This is a genomic window from Phenylobacterium sp., from assembly GCF_004299445.1.
Classification (GTDB): domain Bacteria; phylum Pseudomonadota; class Alphaproteobacteria; order Caulobacterales; family Caulobacteraceae; genus Phenylobacterium.
In genome coordinates this window covers 21,635-45,403 of sequence record NZ_SCTC01000012.1, presented here as the reverse complement: position 1 = coordinate 45,403, position 23,769 = coordinate 21,635, and the positions used below count along the sequence as shown (strand labels likewise).

General features: G+C 69.5%; 23 protein-coding genes. 13 read left to right on the top strand and 10 right to left on the bottom strand.

Annotated features, from left to right (window positions below):
* The first annotated feature begins 2 nt into the window (after positions 1-2).
* The 6 genes from EPN98_RS04115 (at position 3) to EPN98_RS04090 (ending at position 5,377) form a co-directional block, all read left to right on the top strand.
* Positions 3-896 carry a Ku protein gene (locus EPN98_RS04115; RefSeq protein ID WP_293360723.1) on the top strand — a complete coding sequence of 298 codons (894 nt, stop codon included), beginning with the start codon at positions 3-5 and terminating at the stop codon, positions 894-896.
* A gap of 3 nt (positions 897-899) precedes the next feature.
* On the top strand, positions 900-1,964 hold the full coding sequence (locus EPN98_RS04110) for a tetratricopeptide repeat protein (protein ID WP_293360721.1): 1,065 nt from the start codon (positions 900-902) through the stop codon (positions 1,962-1,964).
* 110 nt (positions 1,965-2,074) lie between these two features.
* The gene (locus tag EPN98_RS04105; RefSeq protein WP_293360718.1) at positions 2,075-2,833 is read left to right on the top strand and encodes a helix-turn-helix domain-containing protein; all 759 of its coding nucleotides are present in this window, start codon (positions 2,075-2,077) and stop codon (positions 2,831-2,833) included.
* The gene (locus EPN98_RS04100; RefSeq protein ID WP_293360716.1) at positions 2,833-3,222 is read left to right on the top strand and encodes a VOC family protein; all 390 of its coding nucleotides are present in this window, start codon (positions 2,833-2,835) and stop codon (positions 3,220-3,222) included. Before EPN98_RS04105 ends, EPN98_RS04100 begins: the two co-directional genes overlap by 1 nt.
* A gap of 211 nt (positions 3,223-3,433) precedes the next feature.
* Positions 3,434-4,666, top strand: a complete 1,233-nt coding sequence (locus EPN98_RS04095) for a DUF6880 family protein (protein ID WP_293360714.1) — start codon at positions 3,434-3,436, stop codon at positions 4,664-4,666.
* 75 nt (positions 4,667-4,741) lie between these two features.
* Positions 4,742-5,377, top strand: a complete 636-nt coding sequence (locus EPN98_RS04090) for a TetR/AcrR family transcriptional regulator C-terminal ligand-binding domain-containing protein (RefSeq protein WP_293360710.1) — start codon at positions 4,742-4,744, stop codon at positions 5,375-5,377.
* Positions 5,378-5,462: 85 nt separating this feature from the next.
* On the opposite strand, the gene EPN98_RS04085 is transcribed toward EPN98_RS04090, so the two are convergent.
* The 5 genes from EPN98_RS04085 to EPN98_RS04065 form a co-directional block, all read right to left on the bottom strand.
* A complete protein-coding gene (locus EPN98_RS04085) occupies positions 5,463-5,909 on the bottom strand; it encodes a fasciclin domain-containing protein (protein ID WP_366558455.1) in 447 nt (148 codons plus the stop codon).
* A gap of 120 nt (positions 5,910-6,029) precedes the next feature.
* The gene (locus EPN98_RS04080) at positions 6,030-7,172 is read right to left on the bottom strand and encodes a hybrid sensor histidine kinase/response regulator (protein WP_293360704.1); all 1,143 of its coding nucleotides are present in this window, start codon (positions 7,170-7,172) and stop codon (positions 6,030-6,032) included.
* Positions 7,169-7,762, bottom strand: coding sequence for a chemotaxis protein CheB (locus EPN98_RS04075; RefSeq protein WP_293360702.1), 594 nt, complete (start codon positions 7,760-7,762; stop codon positions 7,169-7,171). The genes EPN98_RS04080 and EPN98_RS04075 overlap by 4 nt, the downstream gene beginning before the upstream one ends.
* A complete protein-coding gene (locus EPN98_RS04070; protein WP_293360699.1) occupies positions 7,759-8,595 on the bottom strand; it encodes a CheR family methyltransferase in 837 nt (278 codons plus the stop codon). Before EPN98_RS04070 ends, EPN98_RS04075 begins: the two co-directional genes overlap by 4 nt.
* Positions 8,592-12,014 carry a response regulator gene (locus tag EPN98_RS04065; RefSeq protein WP_293360696.1) on the bottom strand — a complete coding sequence of 1,141 codons (3,423 nt, stop codon included), beginning with the start codon at positions 12,012-12,014 and terminating at the stop codon, positions 8,592-8,594. The genes EPN98_RS04070 and EPN98_RS04065 overlap by 4 nt, the downstream gene beginning before the upstream one ends.
* A gap of 296 nt (positions 12,015-12,310) precedes the next feature.
* Between EPN98_RS04065 and EPN98_RS04060 the strand changes: the two genes are divergently transcribed.
* The 5 genes from EPN98_RS04060 (at position 12,311) to EPN98_RS04040 (ending at position 16,418) form a co-directional block, all read left to right on the top strand.
* Complete coding sequence (locus EPN98_RS04060; RefSeq protein ID WP_293360694.1) at positions 12,311-13,576, top strand: P1 family peptidase; 1,266 nt, start codon at positions 12,311-12,313, stop codon at positions 13,574-13,576.
* A gap of 143 nt (positions 13,577-13,719) precedes the next feature.
* Positions 13,720-14,403, top strand: coding sequence for an OmpW family outer membrane protein (locus tag EPN98_RS04055; RefSeq protein ID WP_293360691.1), 684 nt, complete (start codon positions 13,720-13,722; stop codon positions 14,401-14,403).
* Entirely contained in the window at positions 14,391-15,068 is a 678-nt protein-coding gene (locus EPN98_RS04050) for a DUF2490 domain-containing protein (RefSeq protein ID WP_293360688.1), read from the top strand. The genes EPN98_RS04055 and EPN98_RS04050 overlap by 13 nt, the downstream gene beginning before the upstream one ends.
* Before the next feature lie 37 nt (positions 15,069-15,105).
* Entirely contained in the window at positions 15,106-15,759 is a 654-nt protein-coding gene (locus EPN98_RS04045) for a hypothetical protein (RefSeq protein WP_293360686.1), read from the top strand.
* A 95-nt stretch (positions 15,760-15,854) separates the two neighbouring features.
* Entirely contained in the window at positions 15,855-16,418 is a 564-nt protein-coding gene (locus tag EPN98_RS04040) for a hypothetical protein (RefSeq protein ID WP_293360683.1), read from the top strand.
* Positions 16,419-16,444: 26 nt separating this feature from the next.
* Here EPN98_RS04040 and EPN98_RS04035 read toward each other — a convergent pair whose 3' ends face one another.
* The gene (locus EPN98_RS04035; RefSeq protein WP_293360680.1) at positions 16,445-17,164 is read right to left on the bottom strand and encodes a response regulator transcription factor; all 720 of its coding nucleotides are present in this window, start codon (positions 17,162-17,164) and stop codon (positions 16,445-16,447) included.
* 9 nt (positions 17,165-17,173) lie between these two features.
* Positions 17,174-18,793, bottom strand: a complete 1,620-nt coding sequence (locus EPN98_RS04030) for a HAMP domain-containing sensor histidine kinase (protein ID WP_293360678.1) — start codon at positions 18,791-18,793, stop codon at positions 17,174-17,176.
* Positions 18,794-19,008: 215 nt separating this feature from the next.
* Between EPN98_RS04030 and EPN98_RS04025 the strand changes: the two genes are divergently transcribed.
* The gene (locus EPN98_RS04025) at positions 19,009-20,637 is read left to right on the top strand and encodes an ABC-F family ATP-binding cassette domain-containing protein (RefSeq protein ID WP_293360675.1); all 1,629 of its coding nucleotides are present in this window, start codon (positions 19,009-19,011) and stop codon (positions 20,635-20,637) included.
* Between the two features lie 75 nt (positions 20,638-20,712).
* Here EPN98_RS04025 and rpoH read toward each other — a convergent pair whose 3' ends face one another.
* A complete protein-coding gene (gene rpoH / locus EPN98_RS04020; protein ID WP_293360672.1) occupies positions 20,713-21,600 on the bottom strand; it encodes an RNA polymerase sigma factor RpoH in 888 nt (295 codons plus the stop codon).
* 364 nt (positions 21,601-21,964) lie between these two features.
* Between rpoH and EPN98_RS04015 the strand changes: the two genes are divergently transcribed.
* A complete protein-coding gene (locus tag EPN98_RS04015; protein ID WP_293360669.1) occupies positions 21,965-22,456 on the top strand; it encodes a VOC family protein in 492 nt (163 codons plus the stop codon).
* Here EPN98_RS04015 and EPN98_RS04010 read toward each other — a convergent pair.
* A complete protein-coding gene (locus EPN98_RS04010) occupies positions 22,453-23,433 on the bottom strand; it encodes an RluA family pseudouridine synthase (protein WP_293360666.1) in 981 nt (326 codons plus the stop codon). The two genes, EPN98_RS04015 and EPN98_RS04010, sit on opposite strands and share 4 nt — an antisense overlap.
* A complete protein-coding gene (locus EPN98_RS04005) occupies positions 23,423-23,740 on the bottom strand; it encodes a ferritin family protein (RefSeq protein ID WP_293360663.1) in 318 nt (105 codons plus the stop codon). The genes EPN98_RS04010 and EPN98_RS04005 overlap by 11 nt, the downstream gene beginning before the upstream one ends.
* Positions 23,741-23,769: the final 29 nt, after the last annotated feature.

The following is a 23,769-nucleotide window of genomic DNA, read 5'->3' as shown; positions in this document are numbered from 1 at the left end:
CCATGGCGGGCCGCGCGAGTTGGAAGGGTTACCTGAAGCTGTCGCTGGTCTCTTGCCCGGTGAAGCTGTTTCCCGCGACGTCCGCGTCGGCGGGAAAGATCTCCTTCAACCTGCTGCACAAGGACACGCTGAACCGCGTGCAGCAGAAATACCATGACCCCGAACTCGGCGAGATCGACCGCGCCGATCTCGTGAAGGGCTATCAGTTCGAAAAGGACAAGTACGTCGTCGTCACGGCCGAGGAGCTGGACGAGATCGAGGTCGAGTCTTCCAAGACCATCGACATCGACGGCTTCGTCGACCGCTCCGAAATCGACAGCATCTACCAGGACAACACCTACTACCTGGCCCCCGACGGCCCGATCGCCGAGGAGACCTTCGCGGTGATCCTGGATGCGATGCGTGAGGCCGGAAAGGTGGCGATCGCCCGCATCGTGCTCTCGGGCCGCGAGCGGCTGGTCACCATCGACCCTATCGAGGACGGCTTCCGGCTGACCACGCTGCGCTCGGCCAAGGAAATCCGCGACGCCTCCACCGCCCTCGACAAGCTGAACGCCAAGTACGCGCCCGACATGCTGGCCATGGCCAAGCAGATCATCGCCAGCAAGCAGATGGAATTCCATCCCGAGGCCTTCGAGGACCGCTACGAGGAAGCTCTGCTGACCCTGGTGAAGTCCAAGATCGCCGGCGGCCAGCCGGTCATCACCAAGGCCCCCGAGCGCGGCAACGTCGTCAACCTGATGGACGCGCTGCGCCGCTCGATCGAGGAAGAACGTCGTCCGCCCGCCCCCAGCCTGGGCAAGCCCGCCAAGAAGGGCGAGGCCAAGCCGGCTTCGGCCGCCAAAGCCGCCGCTCCCAAGGCCACGTCGAAGAAGAAGGCGTCCGCCGCCTCGTGATCCATGGATGTCCGTGACCGTGCGATCGCGCTCTACGGCCGCTTCGCCGCAGGCGAGCGCGAGCGGCTGGACGAGGCGATCCGACAGGCCGGCGGCCTCGTCGCGCGCGACCTGACCCGGCGGTCCGACGTACTGGTGGTGGGCGCGCTGGCCACCGCGCTGATCGACACCGGCGCCCTGGCCGACCGCATCGCCGCCGCCCGAGAACGGGCCGTGCCCGTCCTCGGCGAGCGGGCCTTCGCCGCCGCTCTGGCCGGTCAGGCGACCGCTCAGCCGGCCACCCTCCCCCTCGCCGCCGCACTGGCCGACACCCGGCTGACCCCCGACGACGCGCTCGTGCTCGCCGCCTTCGACCTGGTGACCGTCGAGGGCGAGAACGTCCGCTTCGCCGACGCGCAGACCCTGCGCACCGCCGCCGACCTGTTGGCCCACGGCCGCACCCTGGGCCACGTCGTCCGCATCCTGACCCGCGCCCGGGACCTCTCGCCCCGCGGCCGCTACCGCATCGTGCTCACCCCCGCCGGCGACGCCGCGCTGAAATGGGCCGACGGCGTCACGAACCTCGAGGGCCAGGGCCAACTGCCCTTCGACGAGGCCCACGCCACGCTGGACGATCTGTTCGAGGCCGCCGCCATGGCCGAGGCTGAAGGCGACCTGGAGGCGGCCGCCCATCTCTACGATCTCTGCGCGCGCGCCGACCGCAAGGACGCCATCGCCCCCTACAACCACGGCAACATCCGCCTCGCCCAGGGCGCCTTCGACCAGGCCCGCCTCGCCTACCAGCGCGCCCTGGCCCGCGACCCGCGCTTCGTGGAGGCCCGATACAACCTGGCTCAGGCCCTGGACGCCGAGGGTCGCGAGGGCGAGGCGGCCGGCGAACTGGTCCGCGTCCTCGACACCGACCCGCGCCACCCCGACGCCGTCTTCAACCTCGCCCAGTTGCGTATGAAGTCCGGCGCGATGGGCGAGGCCAAGGCCCTCTACGAGCGCTACCTCGCGCTCGACCCTCCCGAAGACTGGGCCCGCACCGCCCGCCGCGCCCTGCAGTACTGCGCGAGCCTGGCCTAGGGCCGGGACACGCAGGGCCGGAAGGCTAACCCTGGCGCCAGTTCCCCTCCCCCTACGCGGCTCCATCAATCTAGATTGACTCATCAATGTAAATTGATTGATATCGCGACATGGTTCCCCACGTCGCGCCCTCCGAGTTCCTGCAGCTGGCCGGCCATCCCGTGCGCTGGCGTCTACTGGGGGAACTCGGTCGAAGCGACCGCACCGTCCGCGAGCTGACTGGTCTGGTCGGTGAGCCGCAGAACCTGGTCTCGTACCACCTGGGCAAGCTGCGCGAGGGCCGGCTGGTGTCGTCGCGCCGCAGCTCGGCCGATCGGCGCGACACCTACTACGGCATCGACCTGCCCCGGATCGGCGACCTGCTGTCGGCCGCGGGGACGGCCCTGCACCCTGGTCTTCGTCTCGCGCCTCCCCCGCGGGACGAGGCCCCGGCCGGCGCACCTCGCATCCTGTTCCTGTGCACCGGTAACAGTGCGCGTTCGCAGATGGCCGAGGCGCTGGCCGGGGCCCTTTCCGGCGGCGCGGTCCAGGCGTTCAGCGCCGGCAGTCAACCGCGTCCGCTGCACCCCAACGCCGTGCGCGCCCTGCGCGAAGCCTACGGCCTCGACATGTCCAGCCATGCCCCGAAGTCGTTCGACGTCTATGCGGGCCAATGCTTCGACCGGGTGATCAGCCTTTGCGACCGCGTCCGCGAGGTGTGCCCGGAATTCCCGGGCGTGCCGGAGGCCATTCACTGGAGCCTCCCCAACCCCGCCACCGGCGACCCCGACGAGGTCACCTATCCGCTGTTCCAGCAGGCCGCCGCCGAACTCGCCACACGCATCGGCTTCCTACTCACCGCCCTCGCCCACCCGCCCGGAGGAGAATGATGGCCAACCCGAACGAGATGGTCTGCGTCCGCTACATGGTCGACGACGTCGCCGCGGCGATCGAATTCTACACCAAGCAGCTGGGCTTCGAGGTGCTGACCAGCTACCCGCCCGCGTTCGCCGACGTCGCGCGCGGCGGCCTGCGCCTGCTGCTCAGCGGGCCGGTCAGCTCGGCGGGACGCCCCATGCCCGACGGGGAGACACCCGGCCCCGGCGGCTGGAACCGCATCCACCTGATCGTCGATGACATCCACGCCGAGGTCGCCCGCCTCAAGGCCGCCGGCGTCCCGTTCCGCAACGAGATCCTGTCCGGCCCCGGCGGCCACCAGGTCCTGCTGTTGGACCCGGCCGGCAACGTCGTCGAACTGTTCCAGCCGGCCGGCCGCTGAGCCCCAAGCCACAGCCCGCGAGACGATCGACGTCGGGCGGACACGCCCCGCGTGGCGACTCCAGCGGCGTCTACGGCTTCTCGCGCCACCGACTGAGCGGGCGACATTCCGAACACCCGTCCCACCGATCGGGCCCCGGGAGCGTGGCAGCCGCGGAAAGGCTTCACAGCCAGGCCTTGCGCCGCCCGCGAAACGGTCCAGATGGAGCCCGATGAAGCCGCCCACCGTCGCCAGCCTGAAGAAGGTCAGCCCCGACAACCTCGCGCGCCTCGGCGCCGAACGCCTTGCGGCGATCCTGGTCGAGGTGGCCGAGGCCCGCCCCGACGTGAAGCGGCGGCTGCGGATGGAACTGGCCGCCGAGCAGGGCGCCGATCACCTTACGCTCGAGCTGGACAAGCGCCTGGCCAGCCTCGAGAGCAGCCGCTCGAAGGTCCCGTGGCGCCGGCGGCCCAGCTTCGTGGCCGACCTCGAAGGTCTGCGCGCCCTGATCGCCGAGCGCCTGGCGGAGCTGGACGCTCCGGCGGCTCTGTCGCGGATGCTGGCGTTCATGGATCTCGCGCGGCGCCTCGACTCGCGCGTCCGCGACAAGGATGGCAGCGTGGCCGCCGTGTTCGACCGCGCCGCCGACGACGTGGGCCGTCTGCTGGGCGCGCGCAGCGACCTTCGCGCCATCGACGGCCTTGTGGAGGCTGTCGCGCGCAACCCCGCCGCCTGGGCGGCCTGGCTTCCCGCGGCCCTGGCCCAGGCCTCGCCGGCGATCCTGCAGGCCCTGCTCGCGCGCCTGCGCGACCGTGGCGAAGGCGGTCCCGGATGGTCGCTGATCCTGCGCCAAGTCGCGGACGCCGCCGGCGACGTCGACGCCTTCCTGTCCACCCTGACGGCCCAGGCCGCGCGGACGCCGGCCGTGGCCGCCGAGGCGGCGCGCCGCCTTCTCGCGGCGGGTCGGGTCAGCGAGGCCGGCCGCCTGCTGGAAGGCGCACGCCAGGGCGGCGAGCCCGACTTCGGCTGGGAGAGCGCGGTCATCGCCTACCTGGACGCCGCCGGACAGGGCGAGGCGGCGCAGGAGGCCCGTTGGGCCTCGTTCGAACGGACCCTGTCGGTCGAGCGCGTGCGGGATTTCGCGCGGCGACTCCCCGACTTCGAGGATGTCGAGGCCGAGAACCGCGCCTTTGAGCACGCCTCGGCCCATGCCGACGCCGGCCGCGGCCTGCAGTTCCTCATGGACTGGCCCGCACTGCCCGAGGCGGCGGTGATGATCGAGGCGCGGGCCGACGAACTACGCATCAGCGCCGAGCAGGCCGAGACATGGGCCGCGCGGCTGCGGGCGCGCCAGCCCCGGGCCGCGCACCGGCTGCTGCGCGCCGCTGCGGCCGCCGCCTTCCGCCGCCGCGACTTGGCCACTTGCGACCGCCTCACCCAGGAAGCCGACACCATCGCGTTGTGAGACGGCCCCGCCGAGCCGGTCGAAGTGGACCTGCCGCGCGCGAGCCGATAAGCCAGCCTCGGAAGGGGCGTTGACTTGTCGAGACCGAAAGGCGCGCGCGACGCGGACTATGACGCCAAGCGCACTGGGCTGCTGCGGCGCATCACCGCCCGCCTGATGCGTCGTGAAACCGCGCGCCCCAGCTTCCGCCAGCTGGCCGAAGCCGGCGACGTCTCGGTCCCCACGCTGCGTCACTATTTCGGCGATCGCCCGGCGCTGATCGGGGCCATCCTGGAGAGCTACCTCGAGACGGGACGCCGCGGCCTCGACGCGGTGGCCGAGCCCACCGGAAGCCTCGAGAAATCGATCCGTGACTATTGCGCAGCCCTGCTGGCCGCGATGCGGGCGCCGCGCGATGTGCGGCTGGGGGACGTGTTCGCCGTCAGCATCGCCGAGGGCCTGCTGGATTCCGAGATCGGACCGGCGACGCTGCGGCACATCATCGACCCGTCGGTGGAAGTCCTACGCAAGCGGCTGGATGCGCACGTGGCGCGTGGCGAGATGATCGAGACCGATACGCGCGCCGCGGCGCTGTTCCTGATCTCGCCCCTGTTGCTGGCGATCCTGCACCAGGACCACCTGGGCGGCCGCGAGACCAGCCCGGTCGACCTTCCGGCGGCGTTCGACAGCATCTGCGCGGCGTTTCTTAGGGCGTACGCCGCGCCGGACTGACTCCGGCGCGGCGTCCCCCGTGGCGGCCCGGACCTCCGGGACTTGGGAGGCTTCGAAAGGTCCGCGGGCTTGGCCGCCGTGGGTTCTATTTCGGGATCAGGACCGTATCCACCACGTGGATGACCCCGTTGGTGGCCGCCACGTCCGCGGCCACGACCTTGGCGCCGTTCACCGTCACGCCGCCGCCGGTGGCGTCGATCTTGACCGTCCGACCCTCGACGGTCTTCGCATCGGTGACCTTGCCGGCAAGGGCCGAGCTAGGGACCTTGCCCGGGACCACGTGATAGGTGAGCACGGCGACCAGCTGAGCCTTGTTCTCGGGCTTGAGCAGCGTGTCGACGGTCCCCGCCGGCAGCTTGGCGAACGCCGCGTCGGTGGGCGCGAACACCGTGAACGGGCCTGCGCTCTTCAGCGTGCCGACGAGGCCGGCGGCGTTCAGCGCGGCCGCCAGGGTCTTGAACTGACCCGCCGCGACGGCCGTGTCGACGATGTCGGCCTTCGGCGCGCCCTGGGCGAGCGCGGGCGAGGCCATCGCGAACGCGCAGGCGGTGGCGAGGCCGAGGAAGCGTCTGGTCAGCATGCTGGAGTCCTTTTCGATTTCTATATCATTCGAGATATAGAAATCGAAAAGCGGGGTTCAAGGGCCCCTGGCTCAGGCCTCGAGGATCGGGAGCCGGATCCTGAACGTGCTGCCGGCGCCCGGACGGCTCGACGCCAGCGAGATCGTGCCGCCATGCAGCTCCATGAGCTGCTTGCCCAGCGCAAGCCCGATGCCCAGGCCTTCCTGCGCCCGTTCGGTCGGGCTCTTCACCTGCGCGAACAGCTCAAAGATCTTTGTCTGCATGGCCGGCGGGATTCCGATGCCCGTGTCGGTGACGTCGATCTCCGCGAAACTGTCCACCACCCGGGCCTGCAGCGCGATGCGGCCTCCGGCGGGCGTGTATCGGGCGGCGTTGTTGAGCAGGTTGCCCACCACCTGAGCGAGGCGGGTGGCGTCGGCGTGCAGGCAGACCGGCTCGGTCGGGATGTCCGCCGCGAACGCGTGGCCCGCCGCATCGATCTGCGCCCGGCTGGCCTCGACGGCGAACTCGAGCACCGTCCGCAGGGCGACCCGCTCCTTGCTGAGCGCGATCTTGCCCTGATCGATGCGCGAGATGTCGAGCATGTCGTCCACGAGCCGGGTCAGGTGCGCCACCTGCCGCTCCATCTGAGCGTGGATCTCGTCGGCCCTCTCCGGATCCTTTCGGCGGCGCAGGAAATGGAGCCCCGCGTTCAGCGCCATCACCGGGTTGCGGATCTCATGGCCCAGGACGGCCAGGAATTCGTTTTTGTGGCGGTCGACTGTCTTCAGGGCTTCGGCCAGGACCTCCAACTCGTCGCGCTGCGCCATGATCTGGCGGCGCTGCCGGTGAAGATCAAAGAAGACATTGGCCTTGCTGCGCAGGATGTCGGCTTCGACCGGCTTCTGCAGGAAGTCCACGGCGCCCGCCTCATAGCCCCGGAAGCGCCGTTGGCGATCCGCCGTGCCCGCGGTCAGGAAGATGATGGGCACGTGGCGCGAGACCTCGGCGCCGCGCATGAACTCGGCCAACTGGAACCCGTCCATGCCCGGCATCTGGACATCCAGCAGCGCCAGCGCGACGTCGTGCGACAGCAGCAGTTCCAGCGCCTCGTCGCCGCTGCGGGCCTTGAGGCACACCAGCCCCTCGCGCTGGAGCAGGGCCTCGAGGGCCAGCAGGTTTTCCCGCAGGTCATCGACCAGAAGGAAATGGATCGGGTCCTCGACGCGAGTCATGTCGTCCCCAGGCGCGAGAGGTAGGCGGCGATGGCGTCCAGGTTCATGGGCGTCGCCGCCGGACAGGCCTGCAGGGCGGCGGCCGGCATGGCCGAGGCGTAGGCGCCCGCCGGGTCCTCGACCACCACGACCCCGCCCGCGGCGACAACCGCCTTCGCGCCGTGGGCGCCGTCGCTGTTGGCGCCGGTCAGCACGACGGCGGTGAGCGCGGGGCCGAAGGCGTCCGCGGCGCTCTCGAACAGCACGTCGATGGCGGGTCGGGACATGTTCACTGGTTCGTCGGAGGAGAGGGAAAGCGTTCGGTCGGTCTCAGCCAGCAGGTGATAGTCGGATGGAGCGAAATAGATCACGCCAGGCAGCGCCGGCTCCTTGTCCTCGGCCTCCTTCACCGTCATGCGGCAGCGGTCCCGGAGCAGCGGCACCAGCGCATTGTCGCGGTCTGCCGGGATATGCACCACCACCATCACCGGCGCCGGATAGTCGGCGGGCAGCGTCGGCAGGATACGCAGCAGCGCCTGCACGGCGCCGGCCGACCCGCCGATGACCACAGCCGTCGCGGGTGCCAGCCCGGTTTCGGGCGCGACGGTCATGAATCGCGCCTCTGGTAGATCTTGTCCTCGCGGACGAACTCGGCGAACGCGCCCGCGTGGCGGGAAAAGCGCAGACTCTCCTTCGACCCCAGCCCCAGGAACCCCTTGCGCACCAGGGAGTCACGGAAGAGCCCGATGGCCCGGTCCTGCAGCGGGCGGTCGAAGTAGATCAGCACGTTGCGACACGAGATCAGGTGCATCTCGCCGAACACGGCATCGGTGACGAGGCTGTGGTCCGAGAAGACGACCCGGCTGCGCAGCGTCTTGTCGAAGATCGCCCGGCGATAGTCGGCCGTGTAGTAGTCCGAGAGCGAGGACTTGCCCCCGGCCTTCTGGTGGTTGGCGGTGAACCTCCTGAGCTGGTCCAGCGGATAGACGCCGGCCTCAGCAGCCTGCAGGGCGGCCGGGTTGATGTCGGTGGCGTAGAAGATCGTGCGCTCCTCCAGGCCCTCCTCGCGGAACAGGATGGCCAGGGAGTACACCTCCTCGCCGTGGCTGCAGCCGGCCACCCAGACCTTGAGGGACGGATAGGTCCGAAGGTGGGGCAGCACCTTTTCCCGCAGGGCGCGGAAGTACGAGGGGTCGCGGAACATCTCGCTGACCTGCACCGTCAGGTAGCCCAGCAGTCGATCAAGGACGGAGGGGTCGTGCAAAAGGCTTTCCTGCATAGCCGAGAGGCTCGGGAAACCCATCTGATCGCGCGCCTGCACCAGACGACGCTTGATCGACGCGCGCGCATAGTTGCGGAAATCGTAGTGGTATCGCTGGAACAAGGCCTCCAGCAGCAGGCCGATCTCCAGGTCCTCGACCCCGTCACGCAGGTTCCTACTCACCGCGGCATCCAGACCCGGACCAGAGACAGGAGTTTGTCGACGTCGATCGGCTTGGCCATGTAGTCGCTGGCCCCCGCCTCGAGGCAGCGCTCCTGGTCGTCGGGCATCGCCTTCGCCGTCAGCATGACGATCGGCAGGTCGCCCCACCGGCCGTCGCCGCGGATTCGGCGGGTGGCCTCCAGCCCGTCCATCACCGGCATCATCACGTCCATCAGCACCAGGTCGATCATCGGCTCGCCGCCGTCGGCTGCGCGAGCCAGCGCTTCAAGCGCCTCCTCGCCGTTGCGCGCGATCTGCACCGCGGCGCCGCGCGGCTCGAGAACACTTGTCAGCGAGTAGACGTTCCGCACGTCGTCCTCGACGACCAGGATGCGGCGGCCCTCCAGCACCGAGTCGCGGTTGCGCGCCTTGCGGATCATCTTCTGCTGCTCGGGCGGCAGGTCAGCCACCACCTGGTGCAGGAACAGCAAGACCTCATCCAGCAGCCGCTCGGGCGACTTGGCGCCCTTGATGATGATCGAGTGTGAATAGCGGCGCAGGCGCTGCTCGTCGTCGGCCGACAGGTCGTGGCCGGTGTAGACAATCACCGGCGGGAACGAGTGATCGCCCCGGCTGAGGGTCTCCAGCAGCGAGAAGCCCGAGGCGTCGGGCAGCGACAGGTCCAGCACCATGCAGTCGAAGGTCTCGGACTTCAGCTTGTCCAAGCACTCGGCGGCGGTGCCCACGCCCACCGTTTCGACATCGCCCGAGGCCAGCAGGCGGCCCACCGCGTCGCGCTGCACATCGTCGTCCTCGACGATCAGAACGCGCCGCATGCTGCGCGTCAGTTGCGACTCCAGGTTCTGCAGAACCTCTGAGAGCTTCTCGCGCTCGACCGGCTTCAGAAGGTAGCCCACCGCGCCCAGCGACAGCGCCGTCTGGCTGTGGTCCGCGCCCGAGATCACGTGGATCGGAATGTGCCGGGTGGCGTCGTCGCGCTTCAGCCGGTCGAGAACCGTCAGGCCCGACTGGTCCGGCAGGCCCACGTCCAGCACGATCGCGTGCGGCCGGAACTGCGCCGCCAGCTCCAGCGCCTCCTCGGCCGTGGGCGCGACCAGGCACTGGAAACCCAGCTCGTGGGAGAGGTCGCAGACGATGCCGGCGAATGTCGGATCGTCCTCGATCACCAGCAGCAGGCGCCGCGTGTCCGACAGCATGGCCCGGTCATCGACCACTCTCGCCGGCGCCGACTTGCGCCGGACCCTGGGGCTGGGCGCAGGCGTGTCGTCCACCGGCGCCGGCCGCGGCTCGTGCGGCGAGACCTCGGCGGCGTCATAGGCTAGCGGAACCGTCAGGGTGAAGGTGCTGCCCTGGCCAGGCTGGCTCTCCAGCGTGACCGCGCCGCCCAGCAACCGCGCCAGCTCGCGGGAAATGGACAGGCCCAGGCCGGTGCCGCCATAGCGGCGGCTGATCGCGCCGTCGGCCTGGCGGAAGGCCTCGAAGATGCCCTGCTGCTGCTCGGACGAGATGCCGATTCCGGTGTCCTTCACGGCCAGCGACAGCCGCTCGCCGGCCGCGCGGGCGATCGTGAGCTGCACGCTCCCCTTCTCGGTGAACTTGAAGGCGTTCGACAGCAGGTTCTTCAGGATCTGCTCAAGGCGCAGCCGATCGGTCTCGATGATCGCGGGGAGATCGTCCGCCGCGTGGATGTCGAACTGCAGGCCCCGCTCGCCGGCCACCGGCTCGAACAGCGCGCGGATGTCGCTCGCCAGGCGCTGCAGGGGCACGCGCTCGGGCTGGATCTGCAGCTGACCGGCCTCGATCTTCGACAGATCCAGGATGTCGTTGATCAGGGTCAGCAGGTCGTTGCCCGACGACTGGATGGTCCGCGCGTACTTCACCTGCTCGTCCGACAGCGTGCCCTCGGGATTGTCGCCGAGCAGCTTCGACAGGATCAGCAGCGAGTTCAGCGGCGTGCGCAGCTCGTGGGACATGTTGGCCAGGAAGTCCGACTTGTACTGGCTGGCCTGCTCCAGCTCGCGCGCCTTCTGTTCGACCGCGGCGCTGGTGCGCTCCAGATCGTCGCGCTGCGCCTCCAGCGTCTGGGCCTGTTCCTCCAGCTGGCTGTTGGTCTGCTCCAGCTCCACCTGCTGCTGCTCCAGGCGGACCTGCTGTTCCTTCAGCGCGCGCCCCTGCTCCTCCAGCTCTTCGTTGGTGACCCGCAGCTCCTCGCTCTGGACCTGCAGTTCCTCGGACTGGCGCTGTGTCTCCTCCAGGGCGTCCTGCAGCTGAGCCCGATAGCGGGCCGACCGCAGGGCGATCCCGATGGCCGCCGCGCTCTGCGCCAGCAACTCCTGGACCTCGCCGTCGATCGGCTTGAGGAAGCCCAACTCGATGACACCGTTCACCGCGCCGTCGGCGAGCGCGGGGACGATCAGCAGATGACGCGGCTTGTCGCGCCCGAAGGCCGAGCCGACAGAGAGATAGCCGTCGGGGATGTCGCTGATCACGACCGGGCGCCCCTCGCCGGCCACATGTCCCAGCAGGCCTTCCTTACGCGTGAAGCGCTGCGGAATGTCCGCATCCGCCGGAACGCCCAGGCTGGCCACAAGCCGGAACTGGTCGCCCTCGCCCTTGTACAATGCGCCTGCCTGCGCACCCGCGTATCGCGCCAGGAACGCCAGGATGCTGTCGGAGAGCTGCTCGACGGACTTCTCGCCCATCATCGCCGCGCTCAGCTCCACCTGGCCGGACTGCAGCCAGGCCTGCCGGGCGCGGGCGCGGGTGTTGTTGCGGACCAGCAGGAACACGATCACCGTCAGCGCCGCACCGAGCAGTGCGGACAGCGCGCTGCTCAGGACGGCCGTCCGCTGCGCGGCCTGCATCGTCGTGACGCGGGTCGCGCGCAGGCGCTGCTCCTCCTGGCGCATGGTCTCCATGCGGGCGCGGATGGCGTCCATGTCGGCCCTGCCGCGATCGGTCCGCACGATCGCCAGCGCCGCGTCAGCGCCGCCCGCGCGGCGCAGTTCGATGGTCTGATCCAGCTCCGCCATCTTCGCGGCGAGACTGGGCCGCAGCTTCGCGACGTTGGTCTGCTGAACCACGTTGTTGCGGGTCAGCGCCGCCACTTCGTCCAGCCCGGGCGTCACAGCGGCCGCAGCTTTCTGATAGGGCTCGAGGTAGCGGTCGTTGCCGGTGAGCAGATAGCCGCGTTGGCCGGTCTCGGCGTCCTGCACCGTGGCCATCAGGTCGTCTAGCGCGACGATCACGTCGTGGGACTGGCGAATCCGCGCGTTGTTCTCCTGCAGCGTCGCGATGTTCCAGTAGGAGATGCCGCCGCTCAGCAGGAAGAACATCAGGACGGCGGCCAAGCCCAAGCCGTTCCACAGTTCGACCCGCGAGCGGTGAGGTTGGGCGGGATTGGAAGGCGGCGTCGGCATCGTCGTCCTGCAAAAGGTTGGATCCGGCGCCGACGGCGGCCCAGAGACGCGGACATGACGGGTCGATATCGGCAGAGCCGATGCCATCCCCGGCCGATGAAATGGCCCAGCTTGGCTTTGGTTCCACGCAATCCGTTCATGCGAGCGAGCAGCCGCAGGACCCACCGTCCGCGACGTCGACAGCCGCCCAAGCCGACAAATTCCTGGTCCTGCGCCGGGCGCCCTGAGCCGCCTCCGCTTCCCGATGGCGCCGGAGGCGACGACCGCGTAGCCTCCCCGTCTTCACGGGGGCAACCATGCGTACGACGGCGATCCTGGCGGCGGTCTTCACCCTGGCGGCGGCGGCCCCGGCCATGGCCGCCGAGCCCCGGGCGCGCGATCTCGGCGTGCCCTTCGACGGGACGCCCGGCCCCCTGAACGCCATCACCGACGTGGCCGGCGTCGAGGTGGGGTTCCGCACGATGATCTCGGGCGAGGGCGCGCTGGTCCGCGGTAAGGGCCCGGTCCGCACCGGGGTCACGGCGGTATTCCCGCGCGGTAAGGCGGATGCCCGGGCTGTGTTCGCCGGCTTCTTCGCCGGCAACGGCAACGGCGACCTGACCGGCACGCACTGGGTCGAGGAAAGCGGCGTGCTGGAGACCCCAATCCTGATCACCGGCACGGGCAGCGTGGGCGTGGTGCGCGATGCGGCGTTCCAGTGGCTGGCCGACCACCGTCCCGGCGGGCTGTTCTGGTACCCCGTGGTGGGCGAGACCGCCGATGTGCCGCTGCACGATATGGCTGGCCAGCATGTGACGGCCAAGGACGCCCTCGCCGCGCTGGACTCCGCCCGGTCGGGGCCCGTGGCCGAGGGCAACGTGGGCGGCGGCGTCGGCATGGTCTGCAACGGCTTCAAGGGCGGCACCGGCACGGCGTCGCGCAAGCTGAACACCCTGGCCGGCGGCTACACCCTGGGCGTGCTGGTCCAGTGCAACTACGGCTCCGCCCGCGGCCTGCGGATCGCCGGCATACCCGTGGCCCGCGAGATGACCCTGCAGCGGCCCTGCGTCGCCAAACTGACCACGCCGCCGCAGTCGTTGGGCGGCGGCGCGCCCCCGCCCGTCTGCGACCCCGCCAAGCTGGCCATCGCCGACCTGCCCGACCAGGAGCATCGCGGCTCGATCATCATCGTCATCGCCACCGACGCGCCGCTGACGCCCGAGCAACTGAAGCGTCTGGCGCGCCGCGCGGCGGTGGGCCTGGGCCGCCTGGGCGCCTACGAGTCGGACGGCTCGGGCGACATCTTCATCGCCTTCTCCACGGCCAACGCGGGCGCCGACGACGGCAACTGGACGACCGATGCGGCCAAGCCGGCCGCCCTCCAGCGCCTCAAGAGCGCCGCGCTCAACCCGCTGCTGGAAGCCACGGTCCAGGGCGTCGAGGAGGCGGTCGTCAACGCCATGGTCGCGGCCCGCACGATGACCGGCGCCGACTACTGGACCGTCTCGGCCCTCCCGCACGACCAGCTAAAGAGCGTGCTCAAGGCGCACGGCATGCTGGCGCCGCCGCCGCCGGCCAAATGACCCTCTCGGGCGAGGACAACGGGGCCTAAGCCCCAGGCTTGGCTGTAATCTGCCGTTAATCCAGGCGACAGGCGCGGTTCACAACCGCTGCATAGATCTCTCCCCAACGGCGGCTCATCGCCCGCTTGAGGAGAGTATCACGTATGGAATCAAGGTCTTGGTCCTTCGCCGCCGCACTCATGGCCGCCAGCGCCCTCGCGACGTCCGCCGCCGCCGCCGCGCCTGAGGCAGGCGATATCCAGATCAAGGCGATGGCCACCATGGTGGATGTCGACGGCGGGATCACCTCCGTCGTCCGCGACCGCATCCCGCTGCCCGCCCGCGCCGACACCAAGGCCGACACCGCCTACGTACCCACGGTCGCGGCCGAGTACTTCGTCACGCCGAATATCTCGGTCGAGACCTACTGCTGCGTCAGCCGCCACGACGTCACTGGGACCGGCTCGGTCAAGGGCGTTCGGCTGATCGACAACGCCGAGGTCATCCCGGCGACGGTGACGCTGAAGTACCACTTCCCGCTGGAGAACGGCGTGAAGCCCTACGTCGGCGCCGGAGGGAGCTACTTCATCTTCTTCGGCGAGGGCCTGGGCGCCGGCGCCCGCGGCCTCGGCGCGACGCGGGCCGATCTGTCCAACGAACTCGGCGCGGTGATCCAGGCTGGGGTCGACGTCCCGCTCAAGGGCATGCCCTTCGGCCTCTCGCTGGATGTGAAGCAGTACTTCATCGACACCACGGCCCGGTTCGACGCGGGCGCCACCACGGTCCTCAAGACCAAGCACAAGCTTGATCCGCTGGTGGTCAGCGCGGGGCTGGCATGGCGGTTCTGATGCGCTCCGCCGGCGTCGCGATCGGACTCAGCCTGATCGCCGGCGCCGGCCATGCGGCCGATGTCGACAACCAGGTCTGGTCCGTCGCCCATTTCACGACGGACATCGGCCCGCGCACCCTGGTCACCCTCGATACCCAGGCGCGGTTCTTCGACGACGCTTCGCGCCTGGGTCAGGTGGTCTTCCGCCCGGCGGTCGGCCTGCGCCTCAGCGACACCACCACGGCCTTCGTGGGCTACGCCTACGTGCGCATCAGCCCCGCGGGACGACCGGTCACCCACGAACACCGGGCATGGCAGCAGTTGACCTTTCGGGCCGCCGGCGACGGCAAGGGCCTGACCCTGAATGGCCGGACCCGGGTGGAGCAGCGCTGGGTCGAGGGTCGCGACGACACCGGCCTGCGGGTCCGCCAGCAGTTCCGGCTCACCGCGCCTCTCACAGGCAAGGTTCGGGCCGTGGCGACGAACGAGTTGTTCTTCGGCCTGAACAAGACCGACTGGGGCCAGCGCGACGGCCTGCACCTGGTGCGCAGCTTCGTGGGCGTCTCGGTTCCTGTCCGGGAGGGCCTCTCCCTCGAGCCCGGCTATCTCAACCAGTACGTGGTCCGCGCCGGACGCAACGGCGCCCAGCACGCCCTGAGCGTCACCGCCAATGTCCAGTTCTGACCGACCGGGCCTCGTCCCGAAACCCGTGGAGACGACGATGAACCCTGACGTTCCGAAGGTCGGCGCCTATCGCCGGCTGGCCAGCGCCGCGGCGCTGGTCGGCCTGCTCGCGTTCGCGCCGGCGGCCGGCGCGATCGAGCTGCCCCGCTCCCTCGCCAGCCTGTCGCCGCAGGACTTCGCAAGTCGCGTCGCGGTGATCGACGATCCGCTGGAAGACAGCGTCGTGCTGTCCACCAAGCCGGCCTATCGCCGCGATCGCAGCATCACCGGAGCTCACGTCGGCGACGCCCACCTGCAGGCGATCGTCGAGCGCAAGACCGGCGCGACCTCGTGGCGGATCTCCTACGACCTCTATTACGCGGGCCCGAAGAAGTCGCTCGACGTGGCCCAGTTCCGCTCGGGCGGCGAGCTGCGCAGGGTGACCCCGCGCATCGCCTACCACTGGCAGGACGAGTGCTACGAGGCGATCTCGACCTGCAGCCAGTACGTCCGCGTTGTCGTCGACATTCCCGAAGCGACCGTCCGCGAGATCGCCGCATCCTACCGCGCTGCTGACCGCACCCCGTGGCTCATGCGGCTGAAGGACCGGAACGGCGCCGACGTCACGGTGGGCCTCGCCCCGGCGGAGGCTGCCGGCCTCCTCGCCGCCGTTCAGCAGACCAATGTCGTGAGGCCACTGGCCGCCGACTGACCCAATCCCTCGCCGTCCAAAGGGGCGGCGTCGGTTCGTCCCTCAGCAATCCCGTCGCGCGGCGTCCGCCGCCGACCCAACTGGAGACCTAGACCATGAAGACCAAGTCGCTCGTCCTCGCCGCCTCGCTGCTCGCGGCCACGGCCCTCGTCCCGGCCAGCGCCTCCGCCGACGCCGTCTACCGCGGCACGCTCACGGAATCCGAAGTGCTGGCCGCGCAGAAGGCCTGGGGCGAAGCCCTCGTCGCCATCTCGAAGGAGTATGAAGCCGGCGGCATCGACAAGGCCCGCAAGCTGGCCAGCACGGTGCTCGACAAGGCCTACGGCTACAATCTCGGCCCCGTCCTCTTCAAGCCGACCCTGACCCAGGCGCCGCAGACCTTCCGCACCACCAAGGAGGGCGCGCTGGCCTACTTCGTGGGTCACGATTCGAAATATCCGGCCGACACCGGCTTCGCCCTCAAGGGCTGGCGCTCGGTCGAGATCAAGAACGCCGCCCTTCAGATCCATGGCGACACCGCCAACACCATGGGCAACGTCATGATCACCGACAAGGACGGCAAGGTCACCAAGGTCGACAAGACCTGGACCTTCAAGAAGACCGACGACGGCGTGGTCCGCATCGTCCTGCACCACTCGTCCCTGCCCTACGGCAGCTGATCCGGCGACGGCGTACGGGTCCTGGTTCAGGCCGGGGCCCGGACGCTCGTCTCCATCCGATAGCCCAGCCCTCGCACGGTGGAAATCAGCGAGGGCTGGTCGCTGTCGTCGATCTTCGCGCGCAGCCGCCGCACATAGACATCGACCACGTTCGTCAGCGGGTCCTCGTCCACCCCCCAGACGTTGGACAGGATGCGCTCCCGGCTGAGGATCCGCCCGGGCGACGACATGAACAGCTCCAGCAGCGCCAGCTCGCGCGCTGTCATCACGATCTCCCGCCCGTCCCGCGACACCCGCATGGTCGAGCGGTCCAGCTCCAGGTCCTGCACCCGCAACTGCCGTTCCGGCGCCGCACGCTGATTGCGGGGGCGGCGCAGCAGCGCCTCGATGCGCGCCAGCAACTCCTCGAAGGCGAACGGCTTCACGAGATAGTCGTCGGCGCCCATGCGCAGGCCCGACACCCGGTCCTCCACGGTTCCCAACGCGGTCAGCATCAGCACCGGGGTCATGTTGCCGGCGGCCCGCAGCGTCTGGCAGACCTCCATCCCGTTCACGACAGGCAGCATGAGGTCCAGCAGGATTACGCCTGCCTGGTCCAGCTCCGCCAACATGGTCGCCATCTCGCCGGCCGCCTGCAGGCCTGAGGGCCCGTCCCGCGCCACGCGCACCTTGTAGCCCTCGGCCCGCAACCCGCGGTCCAGGAAGTCCGACACCCGCGAGTCGTCCTCGACGATCAGAATATGCATGGCGGTCCTTTACGCCACCGACGCCAGAGCGCCAGTCAGCGGCAGGCTGAGGGTCGCCACCGTGCCTTCGGCTTCGGAGCTCTCGAGCGACACCGTCCCGCCCTGTCGCTCGGCCAACGCCCGGGCGATGGACAGGCCAAGGCCCGTGCCGTCCGGCCGGTGCGCCCGCGCATTTGCGGCCCGGAACCCGCGTTCGAAGACCCGGGGCAGATCCTCCGGGGCCACGCCCACGCCGCCGTTGGCGATGCGCAGTCGCCACGTTCCCGGCGCGTCCGGATGGGGGCCTGCCGTCACCGTCACCTTGCCGCCACGCGCCGAGTACCGCAGGGCATTGTCCAGCAGCAGCGCCATGATCTGCTGCAGCCGCTGCCCGTCCCCGCGCACCATGGCGGGCGCGGGATCCACCGCGACCGACAGCTTCAGGTCCCGCTGCCGCGCCATTGACGAGGCGCCGGCGAGGGCCTCCTCCAGCGGCGCGTTGGCGTCCAGGTCCGTCAGGTCCAGATAGAGCACCTCCGCGTCGCTGCGGGCCATCATCAGCAGATCCTCGATCAGCGTTCCCATCTGCCGGGACGCCTGGCTGATCCGCGACAGCGCCTCGCGGTAGGTCTCCGCCGCCTTCGCCCCGCCGCGCAGCGCCACCTCGGCCTCGCCGCGGATCGCCGTGGTCGGCGTGCGCAGCTCATGGCTGATGTCGCCCAGCAGTTGCCGTCGCCGGGTCTCGGCCTGCCGCAGCTCGCCCAGGGCCGCCTCCAGCTCCCGGGTGCGCGCCGCCACCTGCACCTCCAGCTGGGCCCGGGCGCCCGCCTCCTGCTCGCGCCGGGCCAGCAGTTCCTCGGCCATGCGGTTGATACTGTCCCCGAAGCGGGCGAACTCCCTGTAGCCGCCGGCTGGCATCCGGTGGGTCAGCTGGCCCTGCTCGAACGCCTTGGCCACCGCCGACATCTCGGCCAGCGGCCGCCGCAGGGCGCGCGCGAAATAGAACGCCAGCACCAGCGCCGTCAGTCCCAGCAGCACCGCGGTGGCCGTGGTCATCAGGGCCACCCGCTCCAGCGAGCGATCCGCCGCCGCCCGCGCGCGTTTGAGGATCTCGGCCTCGGTCTCGATCCGCTGGTTCAATAGCTCGCGCAGGTCACGCCCGGCGCCCCGGTCGAACACCGACTCGATGGCGGCCCAGGCCGTCCGCGCATCACGGGTCGGACCCCGCCGGTTGATCTCGGCGATGGGCTCCTTCAACGCCACGACGCTGGACTCCAGCAACGCCAGGGTCTCGTCCCGCGCCGGCCCTTCGGCCGAACCCACCCCCGCCTCCCGGTCCATCCGGTCGGCCTCGGCGCTCAGGCGCTGCAGGCGGTCGATGGTGGCCGCCATCCGCAAGCGCAGCATCTCGCCGTCGCCGGGCGCATGGTCCGCCCCGATCAGCGCGCGCAGCGACCAGGCCCGCAGGCGTTGTTTGGTGGCTGACAGCTCCCAGAAGCCGGACTGCAGGTCGCCGGCCACGCGGCCGCGCAGCACCTGATGCTCGGCGCGGTTGGCGTTCCAGCCCGCCAGCATCCCCTGCGCCAGAGCCAGGGAGGCCATGATCGTCAGTGCGATCACCAGCTGGGTGGAAAAAAGCCGTCGGGCCATCGCTCGCCTTCGCCTCGCGCCTCATGGCCAGATGGGGCGCCGAAGCGTCACCGTCCAGGGGCGCCCCTGAGACCATCCGCCCTCGGCCTGAGCCTGTCGGGCTCAGATGGAATCATCTGATCCCGAATGAACGGGCTCGAACTCTTTGATCTAGGGCGCGCTTCGGGGCGAAACCGGCTTCCACTTTCGCCCAGCGCGCTCTAGCAGGCCGCCCCATGATCCGCCTCGACAACATCTCCAAGCAGAACGGCCACCAGATCCTGTTCATCGAAGCCTCGATGAACCTCCAGAAGGGCGAGAAGGTGGGGCTGGTCGGCCCGAACGGCGCCGGCAAGACCACCCTGTTTCGCATGATCACGGGCCAGGAGCAGCCCGACGACGGTCTGGTGGTGATCGATCCCGGGATGACCATCGGCTACTTCAGCCAGGACGTCGGCGAGATGTCGGGCCAGAGCGCGGTCGCCGCGGTGATGGACGGCGTGGGCCCGGTCAGCGCCCTGGCCGCCGAGATGGCGTCGCTCGAGGCCGCCATGGTCGATCCCGACCAGGCCGACCAGCTGGACGCCCTCATGGAACGCTACGGCGAGGTGCTGGAGCGCTTCCAGGAGCTGGACGGCTATGCCCTGGAAGCCCGCGCCCGCGAGGTGCTGGCGGGCCTGAGCTTCAGCCAGGAGCGGATGGACGGCGACGTCGGTCTGCTGTCGGGCGGCTGGAAGATGCGCGTCGCCCTGGCCCGCATCCTGCTGCAGCGGCCCGACGGCATGCTGCTGGACGAGCCCAGCAACCACCTCGACCTGGAAAGCCTCATCTGGCTGGAGGCCTTCCTCAAGAATTACAGCGGCGCGCTCCTGATGACATCGCACGACCGCGCCTTCATGAACCGCATCATCGGCAAGGTGGTGGAGATCGACGGCGGCGAGCTGATCACCTACTCGGGCGATCTAGACTTCTACGACCAGCAGCGCGCGCTCAGCGAACAGCAGCGCCAGGCCCAGTACGAGCGCCAGCAGGCGATGCTGGCCAAGGAAATCAAGTTCATCGAGAAGTTCAAGGCGCGCGCCAGCCACGCCGCCCAGGTCCAGAGCCGGGTCAAGAAGCTGGACAAGATCGAGCGGGTCGAGGCCCCCCGCCGCCGCCAGTCGGTCCAGTTCGAGTTCCGCAGCCCGCCGCGGTCGGGCGACGACGTCATCAGCCTCAAGGGCGTCCACAAGGGCTACGGCGCCCAGCCGATCTACGAGGGCCTCGACTTCCTGGTCCGCCGCAAGGAGCGCTGGTGCGTCCTGGGCGCCAACGGCGCAGGCAAGTCCACCCTGCTGAAGCTGGTGGCCGGCGCCACCCAGCCCGACCGCGGCGCGGTCAACATCGGCGCCAGCGTGCGCATGGGCTACTTCGCCCAGCACTCCATGGACCTGCTGGATGGCGAGGAGACCATCTTCGAGTCCCTCGACAGCTCATTCCCCCAGGCGGGACAGGGCGCGTTGCGCACGCTCGCAGGCTGCTTCGGCTTCTCGGGCGACGACGTCGAAAAGCCCTGCCGCGTCCTCTCCGGCGGCGAGAAGGCCCGCCTTGTCATGGCCAAGATGCTCTTCGATCCGCCCAACCTCCTGGTCCTGGACGAGCCCACCAACCACCTCGACATGGTGACCAAGGAGATGCTGGTCGCCGCCCTGGCCGACTTCGAGGGCACGATGCTGTTCGTCAGCCACGACCGCCACTTTCTGGCGGCCCTCTCCAACCGCGTCCTGGAACTCACCCCCGAAGGCGTCCACCAGTACGGCGGCGGCTATACCGAGTACGTCGCCCGCACCGGCCAGGAAGCGCCGGGCCTGCACCCGGGCGCGTAGAGCAGAGCCCAACGAAAAAGGGCGGCCAGGTCGCCCCGGCCGCCCGTCTCGTCTCTGACACCAGACCGTGAGGCTTTAGGCCTCGATCAGGTTCCGTTCGCTGGCCGCGGCCCGCATGTTCTTCTGGAGCTTCTCGAAGGCGCGCACCTCGATCTGGCGCACACGCTCGCGGCTGACGCCGTATTCGGCGGCCAGCTCTTCCAGGGTGGTCGGCTCGTCCTTCAGCCGGCGCTCGGTCAGGATATGGCGCTCGCGCTCGCTGAGCTCGGTCATCGCCGATTCCAGCAGGCTCATGCGCAGGTTCATTTCCTGGTTGTCGCCGATGACGGCTTCCTGGCTGGGCGTCTGGTCGTCGACCAGCCAGTCCTGCCATTCGCTCTCGCCGTCCGACCGCAGCGGGGCGTTCAGGCTGGCGTCGCCCCCGCTCAGGCGGCGGTTCATCGACACGACCTCTTCGTCCAGCACGCCCAGCTTGGTGGCGATCTGGCTGACCTGGTCGGGCCGCAGATCGCCTTCCTGCAGGGCGGCGATCTCGGACTTGGCCTTGCGCAGGTTGAAGAACAGCTTCTTCTGCGCCGCCGTGGTGCCCATCTTCACGAGCGACCAGCTGCGCAGGATGTATTCCTGGATCGAGGCGCGGATCCACCACATGGCGTAGGTCGCCAGGCGGAAGCCCTTGTCCGGGTCGAACTTCTTCACGGCCTGCATCAGGCCGACGTTGCCCTCGGAGATCACCTCGCCGATCGGCAGGCCGTAGCCGCGGTAGCCCATGGCGATCTTCGCCACGAGGCGCAGGTGGCTGGTGACCATCTGGTGAGCGGCCTCGGTGTCGCTGTGCTCCTGCCAGCGCTTGGCCAGCATGAACTCCTCGTCCTTGGCCAGCATGGGGAACTTGCGGATTTCCGACAGGTACCGGCTGAGCCCGCCTTCCGGCGACATCACGGCAATAGCGTTCGCGGCCATGGTCTATCCCCTCACTACAAAAGGACTTTCTTCGGGCCGCCGCGCATCTGGTCCGGTTCAACCCTCCGGGCGCGCGTCGACGATCGTCCCCTCTCAACCCACAAATAGGTACGCGGTTGCGGTGACGCTAGGTCGCTGGGAGAGACGACCCGACGAAAGCCTGACTTCCATGGTCAGGATTTTTACGCCGCTCGGATGGCAGCAACAAGGCGCCGTTCCTCATCGGCCGGATAGGAAAACTGCATGACCGTGCGCTTTTCTGGCGGAGGTGTCGCCGGGTGCGCGTCGCCCTTTTGTGGCCGCCGTGTCGGAACTGGCCCGGACCCTCCGTCCTTGGGGTCGTCCAATCCCTTAGGAGCCCCTCATGTCCAAGGTGTCCCCGTTCCTCTGGTTCGATCACGGCCAGGCCGAAGCGGCCGTGACGTTCTATGTCTCACTGCTGCCCAACGCGAGGATCACAGCGACCCACCGCTATCCCGACGACGCGCCGGGCGGGAACCGGAAGGGCGACGTCATGACCGTCGAGTTCGAGATCGACGGCGTCAGCTTTGTGGCCCTGAACGGCGGTTCGGAGTTCAAGTTCAACGAGGCCTTCTCGCTGTCGATCGCGGCGGACGACCAGGCCGAGGTCGACCGGCTGTGGGCGGCGCTGACCGAGGGCGGCGAGGAAGGTCCCTGCGGCTGGCTGAAGGATCGCTGGGGCCTGTCGTGGCAGGTGAACCCGCGCCGCCTGGGCCAGCTGCTAAGCGACCCCGACCCGCGCCGGGCGAAGGCGGCGATGGGGGCCATGCTCAAGCAGCACAAGATCGTCATCGCCGAGATCGAGGCCGCCGCTGACGCCGCCGTGGCCGCCTAGAGCTGCGAGAGCAGCGCCTCGAGCCGGGCCATGTCGGGGGGCAGCGGGCTTTCGCAACGGATCGTCTCGCCGGTGATCGGGTGGACGAAGCCCAGCACCGCGGCGTGCAGGGCCTGGCGCGAAAGCTGCGCCGTTTCGATGCAGGCCTTCACCGGCCCGGCCGGGCTGCCCGAGCCATAGACCGGATCGCCCAGGCAGGGCGTCCCCTTGCTGGCCAGGTGGACCCGGATCTGGTGGGTGCGGCCCGTCTCCAGCCGGCACGCCACCCGCGCGGCCAGCGGCCGCTCCACCGGGCCGAAGGTGCGAACGACGGTGTAGTGGGTGACCGCGTGGCGGCCGCCGCTCTTCACCATCGCCATCTTCTTGCGGTCGTTCGGCGAGCGCCCGATGGCCCCCTCGATCGTGCCCTTGATCGGCGACGGCGCCCCGCGGGTGAAGGCCACATAGACGCGGTCGATGTCGTGGGCGGCGAACAGCGTCGAGAGCCCCTGGTGCGCCGCGTCGGTCTTGGCGACCACGACCACGCCCGAGGTCTCCTTGTCGATCCGGTGCACGATCCCCGGCCGCGCCACCCCGCCGATCCCCGACAGCGTGTCGCCGCAGTGGTGCAGCAGGGCGTTGACCAGAGTGCCGCTCTCGCTGCCCGGCGCCGGGTGCATGGCGATGCCGGCCGGCTTGTCGACGACGATGAGGTGCGCGTCCTCGTACAGCACCACCAGCGGGATATTCTCCGGCTTCGGCTCGGCGGCGATCGGCGGCGGTATCTCCAGCCGGTAGTCGCCGGCGACCGCCTTGGCCGAGCCGTCCGAGACGGGCGCGCCGCCCTGGCTGACCCGTCCCTCGGCCATCAGCGCCTGAATCCGCGCGCGGCTGAACTCGGGCAGCGCCTCGGCCAGCGCCTTGTCCACGCGCCCGCCGCCCGCGAGCGTCACCACCCGCAGCCCGAAGACCTCGTCGTCGTCGGCTTCAGAGGCCATGCTTGTCGGCGGCGCCTTCCTCATGGCCCGTGATCGAGCCGTCCTTGAACAGATACTCCCTCAGCTGCTCGTCGGCGTCCTGGTCGTTGCGCCGGATCCACTCCAGCACCATCGCCGCGTGCTCCAACTCCTCGCGAGCGTTGTGCAGCAGAATCTTCTTCAGCTCCGGATCCTCCGTGTCGTCCGCCCGCTGGCGATACCAGTCCACCGCCTCGAACTCCTCCATCAGGCTGGCGATGGCATAGTGGAGCTCCAGGGTCTTCTTGGAGAGTTTCTCGCGGGGAACGTGAAGGCCTTCGCTGGACATGAGCTGTCGTACTCCTGTGGTATGAATCG